We start from the raw sequence: 16372 nt of genomic DNA, 5'->3' as shown, positions 1-16372 counted from the left end.
CTACATTTGATTTGTGTGGAGTTTACCGTCCGTACCCCCGCAGAAACTTTCTCCCACTCTCCACAGTCATCAAAAGACAGGGCGGTGCGAAGACCATCAGGCGGGAGGCGACATGGCGGCGATACATATTGGTATTTCAGGCTGGCGCTACACGCCCTGGCGGGGTGATTTCTACCCCAAGGGACTGACCCAAAAGCGCGAATTGCAATTCGCGTCACGGGCGGTCAACAGCATTGAAATCAATGGATCGTTTTACGCCCTGCAACGGCCGGAACGTTACGCCGAGTGGTACGCCGACACCCCGCCAGGCTTCGTCTTCAGCGTCAAAGCCCCGCGTTTTATTACCCACAGCAAACGCCTGCGGGACATCCATCACCCACTCGCGAACTTCTTCGCGTCCGGGGTGCTGGAGCTCAAGGAAAAACTCGGCCCGATCCTCTGGCAATTCCCGCCAAACTTCAAATTCGATGCCGTGCTGTTCGAAAGCTTCCTCGAACAATTACCCCATGATACCCAGCAGGCTGCCGCCCTCGCCCGCCAACATGATGCGCACCTGAATGGCCATGCCAGCCTCAAGGCGTACAAGAAAAAACCCGTGCGTCATGCCGTGGAGATCCGCAACGAAAGCTTTGTCGACCCGGTGTTCATCCGACTGCTCAAACGCTACAACGCCGCGTTGGTCATTGCCGACACGGCCGGCAAATGGCCATACCGCGAAGACCTCACCAGCGATTTCGTTTACCTGCGCCTGCACGGTGCCGAAGAACTCTATGCCAGCGGTTACACCGCGCAGGCGCTGAAACGCTGGGGCGACCGGATCGACGCCTGGGTTCACGGCCGGCAACCGTCCGACCCTCAGTTGATCGCCCCTCGACAAAAGCCCAAGGCACGTAAATCCCGGGAGGTGTTTTGTTATTTCGAAAACGACATCAAAGTCCGCGCCCCTTTCGACGCGCGTCGCTTGCTTGAGCGCTTCCATCTCGACAACGAACTCGCCACTGCTCCCGGCGAACCCGCCGCTGAAGGCGTGCTGCCATGAACATTCCCGAGCCGCTCGATGCAGCCGATGAGCCGTCGCCAACCGTCACTGCGGTGCGCCGCTTCACGGTACTGACGGTCAATACGCATAAAGGTTTTACTGCGCTCAACCGGCGTTTCATCCTGCCGGAGTTGCGCGAAGCGGTGCGCAGTGTGTCTGCCGACGTGGTGTTTTTGCAGGAAGTCCACGGCGCCCATGAACAGCACCCAACGCGCTACAGCAACTGGCCGGCGGTGCCGCAATACGAATTCCTTGCTGACACTTTATGGCCGCAGTTCGCCTATGGCCGCAACGCGGTCTACCCGGCGGGCGATCACGGGAATGCGTTGCTGTCGAAATTCCAGATCATTCGCCACGACAACCTTGACGTTTCGATCAGCGGCCATGAGAACCGCGGCATCCTGCATTGCGTGCTGCGCCTGCCCGGTGACGGCCAGGAAATTCACGCCATCTGCGTGCACCTGGGCCTGCGCGAAACCCATCGTACCGAACAGCTCAAACTGTTGAGCCGACGCCTTGCAGAGCTGCCGGACGATGCGCCGGTAATCGTTGCCGGAGACTTCAATGACTGGCGCCAGCGCGCCGATAGTCTGCTCAAACCCTGTGGCCTGCGCGAAGTGTTCGCCGAACATCACGGTAAGCCGGCGCGCAGTTTTCCGGCGCGAATGCCGGCATTACGACTCGACCGCATCTACGTTCGCAACCTCAAGGCCAGTCGTCCGCAGGTGTTGGCGGCGCGTCCCTGGTCACACCTTTCCGACCACGCACCGCTGTCGGTGGAGATCGAGCTATGAGCATCCCGTCGATGGAAAAAACCAGCGTGGAACACCTGGCCGCTCCGACCACCGGCGAACCCGCCGTGGTCGATGTCAACTATGGCTGGCAAGGCAACAACCGGGTCGAGTTGCTGGAAAACGGTGAGGCGTATTTCCCACGGGTGTTCGATGCCATGCGCCAGGCCAAGACTGAAATCCTCTTGGAAACGTTCATTGTGTTCGAGGACAAGGTCGGCAACGAGATGCAGCAAGTGCTGATCGAAGCCGCCCGGCGCGGTGTGCGGGTCACCGCCAGTCTCGACGGTTTTGGCTGCGGCGAATTAAGCACCGGGTTCCTGGCCGCGATGAGCGAAGCCGGAGTGCACATTCAGATATTCGACCCGGCACCTAAGCGTCTGGGCATTCGCACCAACTGGTTCCGCCGCCTGCACCGCAAGATTGTCGTGGTCGACGGCACGATTGCCTTCATCGGCGGGATCAACTTTTCCGCCGACCATTTGGGCGACTTCGGCCCCGAGGCCAAGCAGGATTATTCCGTTGAAGTGCAAGGCCCGGCGGTGGCCGACATTCATCACTTCGCGCTGCTGCAATGCGGTCGCCCGGCCCGCGCCAAATACTGGTGGCAGCGACGTCGACAACGGCGTTCGGAGCTGGCCGTCAACGATCATGACGGCCAGGTTCGGCTGGTGTACCGCGACAATGGTGACCATGGCACCGATATCGAAGAGGTTTACCGGTTGGTGCTGCGCAGCGCCAAGCGCCGCGTGGTGATTGCCAATGCCTACTTCTTTCCCGGTTATCGCTTGTTGCGCGAGATCCGCAATGCAGCGCGCCGTGGTGTCGAAGTGCGGCTGATTCTGCAAGGCCAACCGGACATGCTGGTGGCCAAACTCGCAGCGCGCATGACCTATGACTATTTGCTCAAGGCGGGCGTGCAGATTCACGAATATTGCGAGCGGCCGCTGCACGGCAAAGTCGCGCTGGTCGATGAGGACTGGAGCACCGTCGGCTCAAGCAACCTCGACCCGTTGAGCCTGTCCATGAATCTGGAAGCCAATGTGTTGATCCGCGACCGTGCATTCAACCGCACGCTGTTCGAGCGCCTTGAACACCTGAGCGACAACCATTGCAAAGCCATGTCCATCGACACGGCCCCGCGCGGACGAATCTGGCACATGACGGTCGGCTTTCTGGTGTTTCACTTTCTACGCCATWTCCCGGCTTGGGCGGGTTGGCTGCCGGCACACAAGCCGCGCCTGAAACCCTTTATCCAGCCGACCGGGAGCGATCAACATGTCCCACGCTGAAACGCACTCGACCAACCATGCCGAGCGCCCGGGAAAATCCCGATGGAGCCGCTGGAAACGACCGTTGACGATGCTGTTTTTCCTGGCACTGATCGTCCTGTTGACGATGCTTGCCCAGCGTCTCGAATGGAACGAAGTTTTCGAGACCCTCGCCGACTTCAAGGTGCGCACGCTGATCATTGCCTCGGGGCTGACGCTAGTGAGTTTTCTGGTGTACGCCTGTTTCGACCTGATCGGCCGCACCTACATTCGCCAGGACCTGACATGGAAACAGATCCTGCCGGTGGGGATCATCAGCTATGCCTTCAACCTCAATCTGAGTGCTTGGGTGGGTGGCATCGCCATGCGCTATCGGCTGTATTCACGGCTGGGGGTGAGCAAGAGCAACATCGCAAAAATCCTTGGCTTGAGCCTGGCGACCAATTGGTTTGGCTACATGGTGATTGCCGGTGCGGTGTTCAGCACCGGACTGGTGCGGATGCCGCCCGGCTGGAAACTGAGCAGCGACGCATTACAAGGGGTGGGCGTGTTGTTGCTGCTGGTGAGCGCGGGCTATCTGATGGCCTGTCGATTTTCCAAGCGCCGGGAATGGGCCATTCGCGGGGTGGAAATCAACCTGCCGTCACTGCGCATGGCGGTGCTGCAATTGGCACTGGGGGCGCTGAACTGGTCGTTGATGGCGGCGGTGATTTTTACTTTGTTGCCGAGCAAGCTGGACTATCCGCTGGTGCTGGGCGTGTTGTTGATCAGCGCCATTGCAGGGGTCATCACGCATATTCCGGCGGGGCTTGGCGTGCTGGAGGCGGTGTTTGTCGCGTTGCTGCAACACGAGGTTTCGCGGGGCAGTCTGGTGGCGGGGTTGCTGGCGTATCGGGCGATTTACTTCATCTTGCCGTTGTTGATTACGTTGGTGATGTATTTGGTGGTGGAGGCTAAGGCCAAGTCGTTGCGGATATCGAAGAAACCCAAATGATCTATGGTCACTGTGAGGACGCCTTCGCGAGCAAGTCGAATCGTCGCACCGTCGCTCCCACATTTAAGAGTTCTCCCAGAAGAATTCGGTTAAATGTGGGAGCGACGGTGCGACGACTTGCTCGCGAATGGCCGAATGAGCACTGCTAATCTCAAGTCGATTGAATAATGCTCAACCGCTCACCCACCACCATTTCGGTAATCCAGTCCACCAGGATCGAGGTGTATGCCTGCTGTGAAACAGGCTCACTCAAGGCGTGATCGGCACCGTCGATAATCCGGTGGGTCAGCGAGTGGGTCTGCTGACAGGCTGCGCGGTAACTCATGATGGTCGCGTGGGGCACATAGTCGTCGGTTTCGGATTCAACCAGCAGCACATCACCGGTGAAATTCGAACAGGCATGCAGCGCCCGGTTGCTGTCGGCGCGGATCAACGTGCTGCGGTAATCGCGCAGATCAATCTTGTCCAGGTCACGTTTGGGCGTGTGCCAATGATCGTCGCGGTACAGCGCCGGCACCCGCAACGCCAACCAACGCACCGGACGCAATGACGTCAGGATCGAGGCCAGATACCCGCCATAGCTGGTGCCGACCACGGCGATGGCCGATGTGTCGAGCGCTGGGTGCGCGAGCAAGCGATCATATGCCGCCAACAGGTCGCGCAAGTTGTCTTCACGGGTGACTCGGGTCAGCGGGATTCCAGTACCGCCAGTGTGGCCGCGCAAGTCGAACGTCAGGCACACGCAACCCAGACCCGCGATGCCTTTGGCCCGCTCCAGATCCCGTTCCTGACTGCCGCCCCAACCGTGCACAAACAGCACGCCGGGAACCTTCGATTTGGGGCTGAGAAAAGTCCCGCTCATCTGTTCATCGTCGATGTCGATCTGAATGGTTTCGCTTCTAGCCGTCATAGGATTTAACCATTACGTACTTGAGTAGAAAGTCACCGTTTTCTGCGGGGCCACGGTACACCTCGATGGCGTCCGCAGGTAGCGGTTGATCGATATAAGTTTCCACCGAAGACACGCGAATCGCGCGCATCCCCGGATCGTTGACGAAGCTCTGCAACGCCGCCACTTCTGCGCTACTGGCACCGCCCATGCGCCAGGATTGTTCCAGCACACCACTGCGTTGTTTGCCGTCGCTGTCCAAGCCCTGGGCGATGTCGTAGTTGCGCCGCGAGGCGTAGAAGCCCGGATAGGCCTCATCCGCCGCGCTGTCGAACACCTGCGCCTGCTGAATCGCCAACCGCACATCGTCAGGCAATGGCAGCTTGAGCAGATCCTCGTAATACCCTGGCACCACCAGCAGGTTGGAACCGCCATACACCTGCTCGCCCTGCCCGTCTTCAATCAAGTATTGCTCACCGCAGTAACTCAGCACGGTGTCGCCGATAAAACTCTGGCCGACGCTGTGGGTAATCACATTTTCCAGATCCTGTTCCAGTACCACGCCTTCGGTGAACAGCTTGCTGGCGTCGGGTCTGGCGAGGATGGCGTCGAACCGGTCGAGACTTTCGACCACTTCCTGGCCGCGTCCGGCGCAAGCGTGTACGGGCTTGAGACGGATCGGGCCGTTGTAAAGCAGGTGTTCGGCCGCGGGTCGCGCATCATCGAGAGAAAACACGCTGAGGCCATCGAGCACCACGTTGCGCACCCGCTCGGAAAACAGCGGTGACCAGCCTTGCGGCGCGTAAGCATTTTTGTTGCGCAAGCCATGGCTGATGGCTTTGGTGCAGATGAAATCGTGGTCGACATAACCGCCCCAAAAATCTTCCGGCCCGCTTACGCCCACTTGCCGGGCAGCAGCCACACCTACCAGCGTCTGGGTCGGCAGCACATAAAGGTCGCGTCCGTTATGCAGTGCCTGATCAAAACTACCGCCGTATTTAAGCCCCAGAATCTGCGCCAGCCAACGGGCCAGGGCGCGGTTGGTTTCGACTTCATGCTGTGGCGCATCGGGGTGCACRGAATGGGCGACCACCAGTTTTTTTCGGTTTGTTGGGGTCATGCGTCCCCCTTCAATGGCGTTTGATGAGTGTAGTAGCAGGGGTGCAGAGATCAGGCCAAACGGGGCGCGAAATAAACCACTGCTAAATCAGATGGTTGCTCAAACGCTAATGGCATCTGGCCTGTTTTATTCTGCACGACTGTCGATTCATCTCCTGCATTTTGCACGATTCATACTCACCACCTACCTCTGTGGGAGCCAGCCTGCTGGCGATGGCGGCAGTACATTCAAACACTAATGTAACTGACAGATTGCTATCGCCAGCAGGCTGGCTCCCACAGGGGCTAAGAGTTGCTGCGGCTAGCGGGTTGCAGCCACCGGCGACACACCAAACCGCGTTCGGTAATCACTCGGCGCCAGCCCGGTAATCTTCTTGAACGTCGCCCGAAACGCACTCGGGTCCTGGTACCCCACGGTCCAGGCAATGTGATCGATGGTGCCGTTGGTGAACTCAAGCATTTCTCGCGCCTTGCCGACTCTCAGGTGCTGGCAGTATTCGGTAGGCTTGAGCCCGGTCGCCGCGCGGAACCGACGCAGGAACGTGCGCTCTTCCAGCCCTGCCCGATCGGCCATGGCCGTCAGCGACACGTCGGTCGCCCCGGTACTTTGCAGCCAGTGCTGGACCTTGAGAATCGACGCATCGCCATGACTGAGAATCGGTGAAAAGTTGCTGCCGCACTCGCTTGCACTGTCGCTGTGTTCCACCACCAGGAACCGCGCCGTGCCTGTCGCAATGCTCGGCCCCAGCAAACGGTCGACCAGGCGCAACCCCAACTCCGACCAGGCCATCAGCCCGGCTGTGGTGATCAAGTCGCCGTCGTCGACAATCGGCGTATCGGCCTTGAGCTTGATCTTCGGATAGCGCTCGGCGAAGGCTTTGGCTGACGTCCAGTGTGTGGTGGCGCTACGTCCATCGAGCAGGCCGCTTTCGGCCAATAGAATCGAGCCCACGCAGACCCCACCGAAGATCGCGCCGCGAGCGTGTTGCTGACGGACCCATTGGAGCAACGCCAGCGGCACCTGACCGGCGTAAAAACTGGAAATCGACGGCGGGATCAACACGGCCACCAAGGACGAGTCCGGCGCGGAATGACTGTCGAACACCCGAACCGGGGACTGATCGCCCTCCACCTGCCAATGGCTGACCCGCAGCAGCGGCAACCGCGCAGCCTGATGCTCGGCGGCGATCCGGTTGGCCACCCCGAACAGGTCCGTCAGCCCATGCACCGCCGCCATCTGCGCGCCGGGATAAATCAGCACGCCCAGTTCGGCGATAGGCCTTTCTAGATCCATTGTCAGTTTTCCCCCTTCTATTGTCGGTGCGGCCAATCCTCGAACGGCCAGCTAAACCCAATACTTCATTCCACACCCAACCCGCACTTCGAGGACACAATCATGGCCAAGCAAGCACTCATCGTAGTTGATATCCAAAACGACTACTTCCCACAAGGCAAATGGCCGCTGGCCGGCGCCGACGCCGCTGCGGATAACGCCGTTCGTCTGCTCAAGGCCTTTCGTGAGGCCGGTGATTCGGTGGTGCACATCCGCCACGAATTCACCTCCGAAGCAGCACCGTTCTTCACCCCCGGTTCCGAAGGCGCGAAGTTGCACCCCAAAGTGCTCAACCACGCCAACGAGCCTGTCGTCCTCAAGCACTTCGTCAACTCGTTCCGCGAAACTGAACTAAAGTCGATCCTCGATGAGCAAGAAATCAAGGAACTGGTGGTGGTCGGCAGCATGAGCCACATGTGCGTCGACGGCATCACCCGTGCCGCCAACGACCTCGGCTACACCGTTACGGTGATCCATGATGCCTGTGCCTCACGTGACCTCGAGTTTAACGGTGTGACGGTGCCGGCGGCCCACGTCCATGCCGCATTCATGTCGGCCCTAGGTTTTGCCTATGCCAGCGTGGTGTCCACAAACGAGTTCCTGACCCGCAATTAAACGTACGACCCACGCACCTCACTGGAGATCATCGACATGGCTACTCTGACGACTCGCGAAGGCAATACGCTTTATTACAAGGACTGGGGCAACGGACAACCGGTGGTGTTCAGCCACGGTTGGCCCTTGAGCGCCGACAGTTGGGAATCGCAGATGCTGCACTTTGCCAACAACGGTTTCCGGGCCATCGCGCATGATCGTCGGGGCCATGGCCGGTCGAGCCAGCCGTGGGACGGCAACGATATGGATCATTACGCCGATGACCTGGCAGAATTGATCGAACACCTAGACCTGAAGGACGTAATCCTTTTTGGCTTCTCGACGGGTGGTGGCGAAGTCGCCCGCTACATCGGTCGCCACGGCACTCAACGTTTGGCCAAGGCTGGGCTGATTTCCGCGGTACCGCCCTTGATGCTGAAAACCGACACCAACCCCAAAGGCTTGCCGATTGAAGTGTTTGACGGTATCCGTGCCGGGTCCATCGCCGACCGTTCACAACTCTACAAGGACGTCGCCAGCGGCCCGTTTTTCGGCTTCAACCGTCCTGGCGCCACGTCCTCGCAAGGGTTGATCGACTCGTTCTGGATGCAAGGCATGATGGGCGGTCACAAGAACACCCTGGACAGCATCAAGGCCTTCTCGGAAACCGATTTTCGCGAAGACCTGAAGAAATTCGATGTGCCGACCTTGATCATCCATGGCGATGACGACCAGATTGTGCCGATTCAGGCTGCGGGTCTGGAGAGTAAGCGGTTGATCGAACATGCCCAACTGATCGTGTACCCAGGGGCTCCGCATGGACTGACGGATACCCATAAAGAGCAGGTGAATGCGGACATGCTGGCCTTCGCCAAAAGCTGAGCAACACCTTGAAACACCACAGGCCCGCCTTGCTGCGGGCCTTTTCGCTTGCGGTAACAAAATCTCACGCGTGAGTCATTGCTGGTGTACTTCGTTGGCTGTACGGTTGCTCACGCGTGAGATGCGCACAACGGAGTCACCCCATGAAAAGCCGCTCCCCGTCAGACTCGTCTCGCGAGCCTGCTGTTATTTCAAAGAGCCCCAAGGGAGAGCGTTCGAAACCGTCCGTGAAGAAACCATCAAGCTTCTACATGAAGCAGATGCGTGCTGGCCTGGCAGCCGCCGGCTATGTGAAACACGAAACTTGGGTGCTTCCGGAAAACCGAAGCTTGCTCAAGCAGCTGGAACAACAGCTACGCCAACCGATTCTGGCTGGCTCATTCATGTCGGAGAATTACATGAGCGCAAGCAGCAACTGGAACATCGATAGCCTTTTCAATGCCCTCAAGGCGCTGGATGAGGTGGTGTCGCAAGAGATCACGCTTTCTCTGATCCAGAGCGCCGAACCCAGCCTGAGGCTGGAGATGAACGAGTTTGGCGGTCTACCCATCCACATCGCTATCGCCGGTGAGCAGATCATCGTCGACACCGTCCTGGTTGACGTCGAGTCCATCAACGACGTGCCGGCCTTCAACGATGCCGTGCTGCGCAGCCGGGAAATGTTCCCGCTGTCCTCGATCGGTATCGAGTCTATGCCCAACGGCCAAGTCGTTTACAACATGTTCGGCGCGCTGAGTTCCGACTCCAGCCTGACCAACGTGGTGACCGAGGTGAAAACCCTGGTCGACAACGTCCAGCGTGCCATCGAAGCCTTCGAACGCTTCTTCAAGTAATTATCAGGAAAGGAAGATCCCATGACTCAGTCCATCTGGAGCAAGTTGTTCACCGCGTTGCGCGGCGGCGCCACCGAAGTGGGCGAATCAATCGTCGACCAACAGGCCCTGCGCATCCTCGACCAGGAAATTCGCGATGCTGACAGCGCGCTGGCCAATGCCAAGCGTGAGCTGGTCACCATCATGGCCAAGCACAAACTGTCGGCCGACCGCGTCAACGAGTACAACGCCAAAATCAAGGATCTGGAATCCAAGGCCATGGCCGCGATCCAGGCCAACCGCGAAGACCTGGCGCTGGAAGTGGCCGAAGCGATTTCGACCCTGACCAACGAACTCGACGTCGAGCAAAAGCAGGCCACTGAATTCGGTGGTTACGCGGACAGCATGCGCAAAGACATCACCAAGGCCGAAGCCCGCATCAAAAGCCTGCGCCAGCAAGTAGACATGGCCAAGGCGCGCGATAGCGTACAGAAAGCCCAGGTCAGCGCCTCCATCGCCAGCGGCGGCGCCAACGGCAAGCTGGAAACCGCCGTCGGCACACTGAACCGTTTGCAGGCCAAGCAGCAGCAACGCGCCGCGGAACTGCAAGCGCAGGACGAACTGGCTGACGCATCGACCGGCAACGACCTGGAGCGCAAACTACGCGAAGCCGGCATCACGCCGAACGAAGGCAGCGCCAACGCGATCCTGGAACGCCTGAAGCAAAAATCGGCCGAGTAATCGACCCGGCAACATTGTGGGAGCGGGCTGGCTCGCGAAGGCGATGCATCAGTTAGCATTTTTRCTGACTGACACACCGCCTTCGCGAGCAAGCCCGCTCCCACAGGTTGATCACCTTAACTGACTCAATTCATCGCCCTTCTTTTTTGTAGATCCGAGGTCAAGGATGGATGCCCTAAAGGGTTTCAAGATAATCGCCGGTCTGGCCATCTTCATGATCGCACTGCAAGTGATCAATGCCGCGACCGGCTACAGCCTTATGGCATTCGGCCTGATCCCGAGAACCGTGAACGGACTGCTCGGCATCGTCACTTCACCTTTTTTGCACGCGTCCTTCTCGCACCTGAGCGCCAACCTCGTGGCCTTTTTGATACTGGGTACGCTGGTGATGGTCGAAGGGCTCAATCGGTTCATGGCCGTCAGCGCCATCATTCTTTTACTGGGCGGCTCGCTGGTCTGGCTGTTCGGGTTTGCAGGCGTACACATCGGCGCCAGTGGCTGGGTATTCGGGCTGTGGGCGTACATTCTGTCGCGCGCCTGGTTCCAGAAGAGCTGGAGCAACCTGATCACGGCGGGCGTTGTTGCCCTGTTGTATGGCGGCCTGATTTTTGGCTTTTTACCTCGACGGGGCATTTCATTCGAAGGCCATCTGTTCGGGGCATTCGCCGGATTCATTGCCGCCAAAGTACTTTTATCCGCGCCACGCGGCAGATTTAATGCCGCCCGGTAAGCGCACTTGAACACTCGAGGCCGAAGCGATCGAATCGCCTCCGCACGCCTGAAGGAAATTTCCAATGGGATGGTTTAAACAGTTGCTGGGGCTTGAGGCTCCGAAGACGGACACAAACACCCCGTCGAAATGGACCGCCAACGACACGCCGCCGGTCACCGGCCCGCTGGGTCTGGCATCGGGCAAGAGCGTAATGTTCGACTCCAGCCTGAGGTTGTTGCTCGACGGCAACACCACGGTGACGATCCCGGGTTCCCAGCAGATCTGGAGCGCCGGGAGCATCGATCTCGGGCAGTCGACCTGGCTGTCCCGCTATTACATGAACGATGAAGACTACTGGCTGCAAGTGCACACTACCGGCGCTATCGACGGACAGGTCGAGTCGGTGATCCTGTTCAATTACCTCAGTTACATCACCATCAGCAGCGAAGCGGAACTGCGTCGGCTGGCCGGCCCGCAAAGCCCGATCGGGCTGCCGACCTACACCCACAACGGTGTCGAATACATCCGCGAATGGGGCACCGAGAATGGCCAGACAGAACTGGTGGCGCTCAGCGAACAGCTGAAAAATCCGGATGAGTCCTACAGCATCGAGCACCGGTCGATGCTGTACGCCCGCGAAACCGGCCTGACCGATCGCCGGGAATTCCTGCTGTTTTCCGTCGAAGAAGACGCCGAAGGCACCATCAGTTTGAGCACGTCGCTTGGCATCTCGCTGTACACCACTGACCTGAACATTTTTTAACAAGGAAGACGTCCATGCTAGAAGCACTCTCCATCTCCTTGAACCCGGCGGCTGTGCTCGGGTTTATTTCGTACATCCTCGGCGCTGCCGTGCTGTTCGCGCTGTTTCAGTTCATCTACACCCGCATCACACCGCACAAGGAATTCGAACTGATCCGTTCGGGCAATGTGGCGGCGGCGATTGCGCTGGGTGGCGCCATCATCGGCTTCGCTATTCCCGCCAGTAATGTGATTGCCTATTCGATCAGCCTCCTCGACTTCGTCGTCTGGGCGGTGATCGCGGCGTTTGTACAACTGCTGTCGTTCCTGACGACCAGCCTGGTAATGAAGGGCACCTCGGAGCGCATCAAAAAAGGTGAGATAGCTGCGGGCATCTATGTCGCGGCAGTGGCCATCAGCGTCGGCATGTTGAATGCCGCATGCATGACCCCTTCCCAGAATTGATTGCACAGCGGAGCCCCCGATGAAACGAAGCAAGTACGTTCAGCTCTCGCTGGCCGCATCGGTCGCCATGGCGATATCCGGTTGCGGGCCAACGGAAAAAACCTACCCGGTGCAGAAGCAGTACAATTTTCAGTCCGTTCAACAATGCGCCGATGAAAAACTCCCGGTGGATGTCTGCTCGGACGCCTACATGAGTGCCATGGCCGAGCATCGCCGTATTGCGCCGGTGTATGACAACCAGGCTGATTGCGATGCCGACTTCGTCGCCGACTGGTGCCAGCAGGACTCGGCCGGCAAGTTCATCCCCAAGCTCGGCGGCTTCGAGCTCACAGCCGATGGCCAGGTGACGCAATCCCAGGTTGACGCCGCCAAGGCGCAACTGCCCGCCTCGGAAGCCAACACCGGTGGCTCGGGCTTCTCCACCAGTAGCCTGCTGACCGGATTGTTGATCGGCAACATGCTGAGCAACAACCGCAACAGCTATTACTCCAAGCCCGTGTACCGCTACCGCGATAATCGCGGTAACTACAGCAATTCAACGCTCAACCAACGCATTGCCAGCGGTTCAACGTTTAGCCGATCCAACCAGGCGAAATACGGCGACGGGTACAGCACGTCCATCAGCAAATCGGCCAGCAAGCCGATTTCCGCAGCCTCGTCGACGTCGCGTGGCGGTTTCGGCAGCAAAGCCAGTGCGCGCAGCGGCTGGGGCGGCGGGTCGAGCAGTTAAGGAAACCAGGCCATGAAGAAAATCCACTGCGCAGAGCGTCATGACTGGAAACAAACCGCCGAAGGTCTCGGTTTTCTATTTCACACTATCGAAGGCGAACCTTACTGGGACGAGAGCGCGTATTACCAGTTCACGCTCAAGCAGATCGAAAACGACCTGGAAGATCCGACCACCGAAATCCATGAGATGTGCATGGACCTGGTGGCCCGGGTGGTGCAGAACGAGGAATTGCTTGAACGCCTGAGTATTCCCCCGGCGTTCTACGACATGATTCGCACGTCATGGCTCGAAGGCCACCCGCACCTGTATGGGCGCATGGATTTCTCCTACAACGGCACCGGGCCGGCCAAGTTGCTGGAACTCAACTACGACACGCCGACCAGCCTGTATGAGGCCGCTGCATTTCAATGGGGCTGGCTGGAGCAATGCATCGAACGTGGTTTGCTGCCCAGGAACGCCGACCAGTTCAACAGCATCGACACCAAACTGCATCAAGCCTTTGCTCAACTGCAGCTCAAGCAGCCGTTCTATTTCGCCTCGATGAAACACTCGGTCGAAGACAAAGGCACCACTGATTACCTGCGGCTGGTCGCCGAGAAAGTCGGCATCGAATCGCGACACATTGATATCGAAGACATCGGCCTGACCAGTGACGGACGCTTCGTCGACCTTGAGGATCGCTGGATCCCGCACCTGTTCAAACTGCACGCCTGGGAATTCATTTTCCACGAGCCCTTTGGCGCCGCGATTGCCCAGAGCGATACGCAGTTTTTCGAGCCGGCCTGGAAATCCATTATCTCCAACAAGGGCATCCTGCCGTTGCTGTGGGAATTCAACAAAGGTCACCCCAACCTGCTCGCGGCGCACCTGGATACCGAACCGAATAAAGCGGTGCCCAAGGGTTGGGTGCGCAAACCGTTCTTTTCCCGCGAAGGCGCCAACATCGAACTGCAAACCGCCGATGGCCTGATCGTGAAAGAGGATGGCCCCTACACTGACGCGCCGTTTATCCTTCAGGAATTCGCGCCGCTGCCCAGGTTTGGCGACAGCTATACGCTAATTGGCTCGTGGGTAATTGGCGATCAGGCAGCCGGTATTTGTGTGCGGGAAGACAACAGTTTGATCACCAAGGATTCGAGCCGGTTTTTGCCGCACCTGATCCTCGACTGACCCATCCATCGCCGGCGTGGACATATAGTAAGACGCCCGCAAGACATACGCCTGAAAAGCCGGATAATGGCGGCCAATTCGTCTAGCCCGTTATTCTGGTAATCCCCCATGGAAATCAAGGTCAACTTTCTCGACAACCTTCGGCTTGAAGCAAAGTTCGATGACTTCACAGTAGTGGCCGACCAACCTATCCGCTACAAGGGTGATGGCTCGGCACCGGGTCCGTTCGACTACTTTCTGGCGTCATCGGCTTTGTGTGCGGCTTATTTCGTGAAGTTGTACTGCGATACTCGCAGCATTCCCACGGAAAACATCCGCCTGTCGCAGAACAACATTGTTGATCCGGAAAACCGCTACAACCAGATTTTCAAGATTCAGGTCGAGTTGCCGGCGGACATCTCCGACAAGGACCGCCAAGGCATCCTGCGTTCCATCGACCGTTGCACCGTGAAAAAAGTGGTGCAAGCCGGGCCTGAATTTGTGATCGAAGAGGTCGAAAACCTCGATGCCGATGCCCAGGCGTTGTTGATGCCAGCTGCTAACTCAGAGTCGAGCACCTATATCGCGGGCAAGGACCTGCCGCTGGAGCAAACCATCGCCAATATGTCGGCCATTCTGGCGGACCTGGGCATGAAGATTGAAATCGCCTCGTGGCGCAATATCGTGCCCAACGTGTGGTCGCTGCACATCCGCGATGCGCATTCGCCGATGTGCTTTACCAACGGCAAGGGTTCGACCAAGGAAGGCGCGCTGGCGTCGGCCTTGGGCGAGTTTATCGAGCGGCTCAACTGCAATTTCTTCTACAACGACCAGTTCTGGGGCGAAGACATCGCCAACGCGCCGTTTGTGCATTACCCGGACGAACGCTGGTTCAAGCCTGGCCGTAAAGATGAGCTGCCAACCGAAATTCTCGACGAGTACTGCCTAAAGGTTTACAACCGCGACGGCGAGCTGCGTGGCTCCCATCTGATCGATACCAACTCGGGCAATGAAGAGCGCGGCATCTGCTCGCTGCCGTACGTACGCCAGTCGGACGGCGAAGTGGTGTATTTCCCGTCCAACCTGATTGAAAACCTGTTCCTGAGCAACGGCATGAGTGCCGGTAACACGCTGGCCGAAGCCCAGGTGCAGTGCCTGTCGGAAATCTTCGAGCGCGCGGTAAAACGCGAAATCATCGAAGGTGAATTTGCATTGCCGGATGTGCCGGCCGAGGTACTGGCGAAGTACCCCGGGATACTGGCCGGTATTCAGGCACTGGAAGAGCAAGGATTTCCCGTGTTGGTGAAAGATGCGTCCCTGGGAGGGGAATTCCCGGTGATGTGCGTCACGTTGATGAATCCGCGCACCGGCGGTGTGTTCGCCTCGTTCGGCGCGCACCCGAGCCTGGAAGTAGCGCTGGAACGCAGCCTGACCGAACTGTTGCAGGGCCGTAGTTTCGAAGGCCTCAATGACCTGCCCCAGCCGACGTTTGAAGGGCATGCGGTGACCGAACCGAACAACTTCGTCGAGCACTTTATCGACTCCAGCGGCGTGGTGTCGTGGCGCTTCTTCAGTGCCAAGTCGGATTACGAATTCGTGGAGTGGGACTTCTCTGGCCAGGGTGAAAACTCGAACACCGAGGAAGCCGCGACCTTGTTCGGCATTCTGAAAGGCATGGGCAAGGAAGTGTACATGGCGGTCTATGAGCATATCGGCGCAAAGGCGTGCCGCATACTGGTGCCGGACTACTCGGAAATCTATCCTGCGGACGATCTGATCTGGGATAACACCAACAAAGCGCTGTTCTTCCGCGCTGATATCCTCAACCTGCATCGCCTCGACGAAGAAGAACTGCAATCGCTGGTTGAACGTCTGGTGGAAAGTGAGCTGGACGACTACACCGACATCACCAGCTTGATCGGCATCGAATTCGACGACAACACGGCGTGGGGCCAGCTGACGATCCTGGAGTTGAAGCTGCTGATCTATCTCGCCTTGCAGCAATATGAAGAGGCGAAAGAGGCCGTAGAAATGTTCCTGCAGTACAACGACAACACGGTTGAACGTGGTTTGTTCTACCAGGCCGTCAATGTGGTGCTGGAAATGAAGC

Annotated in this window: 17 protein-coding genes; 14 read left to right on the top strand and 3 right to left on the bottom strand. The window is 58.4% G+C overall.

Going from position 1 to position 16372, the window contains the following annotated elements; all coding sequences use genetic code 11:
• The first annotated feature begins 112 nt into the window (after positions 1–112).
• Genes AC1DRJ_RS02550 through AC1DRJ_RS02535 form a run of 4 tightly spaced genes read left to right on the top strand, consistent with a single transcriptional unit; the run spans position 113 to position 4095 of the window.
• Positions 113–1039, top strand: a complete 927-nt coding sequence (locus AC1DRJ_RS02550) for a DUF72 domain-containing protein (protein ID WP_477800676.1) — start codon at positions 113–115, stop codon at positions 1037–1039.
• A complete protein-coding gene (locus tag AC1DRJ_RS02545; RefSeq protein WP_477800675.1) occupies positions 1036–1833 on the top strand; it encodes an endonuclease/exonuclease/phosphatase family protein in 798 nt (265 codons plus the stop codon). Before AC1DRJ_RS02550 ends, AC1DRJ_RS02545 begins: the two co-directional genes overlap by 4 nt.
• Entirely contained in the window at positions 1830–3122 is a 1293-nt protein-coding gene (gene clsB, locus AC1DRJ_RS02540; protein ID WP_477800674.1) for a cardiolipin synthase ClsB, read from the top strand. Before AC1DRJ_RS02545 ends, clsB begins: the two co-directional genes overlap by 4 nt.
• Complete coding sequence (locus tag AC1DRJ_RS02535) at positions 3109–4095, top strand: lysylphosphatidylglycerol synthase domain-containing protein (protein ID WP_477800673.1); 987 nt, start codon at positions 3109–3111, stop codon at positions 4093–4095. The genes clsB and AC1DRJ_RS02535 overlap by 14 nt, the downstream gene beginning before the upstream one ends.
• A gap of 151 nt (positions 4096–4246) precedes the next feature.
• Here AC1DRJ_RS02535 and AC1DRJ_RS02530 read toward each other — a convergent pair whose 3' ends face one another.
• The 3 genes from AC1DRJ_RS02530 to AC1DRJ_RS02520 form a co-directional block, all read right to left on the bottom strand.
• Complete coding sequence (locus tag AC1DRJ_RS02530; protein ID WP_007946875.1) at positions 4247–5005, bottom strand: alpha/beta hydrolase family protein; 759 nt, start codon at positions 5003–5005, stop codon at positions 4247–4249.
• Positions 4995–6104: a DUF3182 family protein gene (locus tag AC1DRJ_RS02525; RefSeq protein WP_477800672.1), complete on the bottom strand. Its 1110-nt coding sequence runs from the start codon at positions 6102–6104 to the stop codon at positions 4995–4997. The genes AC1DRJ_RS02530 and AC1DRJ_RS02525 overlap by 11 nt, the downstream gene beginning before the upstream one ends.
• Before the next feature lie 300 nt (positions 6105–6404).
• On the bottom strand, positions 6405–7397 hold the full coding sequence (locus AC1DRJ_RS02520; protein WP_477800671.1) for a GlxA family transcriptional regulator: 993 nt from the start codon (positions 7395–7397) through the stop codon (positions 6405–6407).
• Positions 7398–7499: 102 nt separating this feature from the next.
• Here AC1DRJ_RS02520 and AC1DRJ_RS02515 point away from each other — a divergent pair, with 102 nt between their 5' ends.
• The 10 genes from AC1DRJ_RS02515 to AC1DRJ_RS02470 all read left to right on the top strand — a co-directional run.
• Positions 7500–8051 (top strand): cysteine hydrolase family protein, encoded by a 552-nt coding sequence (locus tag AC1DRJ_RS02515; protein ID WP_477800670.1) that lies wholly within the window; start codon positions 7500–7502, stop codon positions 8049–8051.
• A 36-nt stretch (positions 8052–8087) separates the two neighbouring features.
• A complete protein-coding gene (locus tag AC1DRJ_RS02510) occupies positions 8088–8912 on the top strand; it encodes an alpha/beta fold hydrolase (RefSeq protein WP_477800669.1) in 825 nt (274 codons plus the stop codon).
• Positions 8913–9163: 251 nt separating this feature from the next.
• On the top strand, positions 9164–9745 hold the full coding sequence (locus tag AC1DRJ_RS02505) for a YjfI family protein (protein ID WP_477800704.1): 582 nt from the start codon (positions 9164–9166) through the stop codon (positions 9743–9745).
• Between the two features lie 21 nt (positions 9746–9766).
• Positions 9767–10465, top strand: a complete 699-nt coding sequence (locus AC1DRJ_RS02500) for a PspA/IM30 family protein (protein WP_477800668.1) — start codon at positions 9767–9769, stop codon at positions 10463–10465.
• A 166-nt stretch (positions 10466–10631) separates the two neighbouring features.
• Entirely contained in the window at positions 10632–11195 is a 564-nt protein-coding gene (locus AC1DRJ_RS02495) for a rhomboid family intramembrane serine protease (protein ID WP_477800667.1), read from the top strand.
• Between the two features lie 64 nt (positions 11196–11259).
• Complete coding sequence (locus AC1DRJ_RS02490; RefSeq protein ID WP_477800666.1) at positions 11260–11940, top strand: DUF2491 family protein; 681 nt, start codon at positions 11260–11262, stop codon at positions 11938–11940.
• A 14-nt stretch (positions 11941–11954) separates the two neighbouring features.
• A complete protein-coding gene (locus AC1DRJ_RS02485) occupies positions 11955–12383 on the top strand; it encodes a DUF350 domain-containing protein (protein ID WP_477800665.1) in 429 nt (142 codons plus the stop codon).
• A 19-nt stretch (positions 12384–12402) separates the two neighbouring features.
• Positions 12403–13113, top strand: coding sequence for a DUF1190 domain-containing protein (locus AC1DRJ_RS02480; protein ID WP_477800664.1), 711 nt, complete (start codon positions 12403–12405; stop codon positions 13111–13113).
• 12 nt (positions 13114–13125) lie between these two features.
• Positions 13126–14283, top strand: a complete 1158-nt coding sequence (locus AC1DRJ_RS02475; protein WP_477800663.1) for a glutathionylspermidine synthase family protein — start codon at positions 13126–13128, stop codon at positions 14281–14283.
• A gap of 108 nt (positions 14284–14391) precedes the next feature.
• On the top strand, positions 14392–16372 hold a 1981-nt coding region (locus AC1DRJ_RS02470; protein WP_477800662.1), incomplete at its 3' end, for an OsmC domain/YcaO domain-containing protein.

The sequence above is a fragment of the Pseudomonas sp. P5_B2 genome (genome assembly GCF_056400445.1).
Note: the sequence above shows the minus strand (reverse complement) of the source record. Positions and strands in the feature narration are given on the sequence as shown.

Bases quoted from the DNA above. Each gene is read 5' to 3' on its own strand.
- AC1DRJ_RS02550 (WP_477800676.1), top strand. From the start codon at position 113: ATGGCGGCGATACATATTGGTATTTCAGGCTGGCGCTACACGCCCTGG.
- AC1DRJ_RS02545 (WP_477800675.1), top strand. From the start codon at position 1,036: ATGAACATTCCCGAGCCGCTCGATGCAGCCGATGAGCCGTCGCCAACC.
- AC1DRJ_RS02535 (WP_477800673.1), top strand. From the start codon at position 3,109: ATGTCCCACGCTGAAACGCACTCGACCAACCATGCCGAGCGCCCGGGA.
- AC1DRJ_RS02530 (WP_007946875.1), bottom strand. From the start codon at position 5,005: ATGACGGCTAGAAGCGAAACCATTCAGATCGACATCGACGATGAACAG.
- AC1DRJ_RS02520 (WP_477800671.1), bottom strand. From the start codon at position 7,397: ATGGATCTAGAAAGGCCTATCGCCGAACTGGGCGTGCTGATTTATCCC.
- AC1DRJ_RS02515 (WP_477800670.1), top strand. From the start codon at position 7,500: ATGGCCAAGCAAGCACTCATCGTAGTTGATATCCAAAACGACTACTTC.
- AC1DRJ_RS02510 (WP_477800669.1), top strand. From the start codon at position 8,088: ATGGCTACTCTGACGACTCGCGAAGGCAATACGCTTTATTACAAGGAC.
- AC1DRJ_RS02505 (WP_477800704.1), top strand. From the start codon at position 9,164: ATGAAGCAGATGCGTGCTGGCCTGGCAGCCGCCGGCTATGTGAAACAC.
- AC1DRJ_RS02500 (WP_477800668.1), top strand. From the start codon at position 9,767: ATGACTCAGTCCATCTGGAGCAAGTTGTTCACCGCGTTGCGCGGCGGC.
- AC1DRJ_RS02495 (WP_477800667.1), top strand. From the start codon at position 10,632: ATGGATGCCCTAAAGGGTTTCAAGATAATCGCCGGTCTGGCCATCTTC.
- AC1DRJ_RS02490 (WP_477800666.1), top strand. From the start codon at position 11,260: ATGGGATGGTTTAAACAGTTGCTGGGGCTTGAGGCTCCGAAGACGGAC.
- AC1DRJ_RS02485 (WP_477800665.1), top strand. From the start codon at position 11,955: ATGCTAGAAGCACTCTCCATCTCCTTGAACCCGGCGGCTGTGCTCGGG.
- AC1DRJ_RS02480 (WP_477800664.1), top strand. From the start codon at position 12,403: ATGAAACGAAGCAAGTACGTTCAGCTCTCGCTGGCCGCATCGGTCGCC.
- AC1DRJ_RS02475 (WP_477800663.1), top strand. From the start codon at position 13,126: ATGAAGAAAATCCACTGCGCAGAGCGTCATGACTGGAAACAAACCGCC.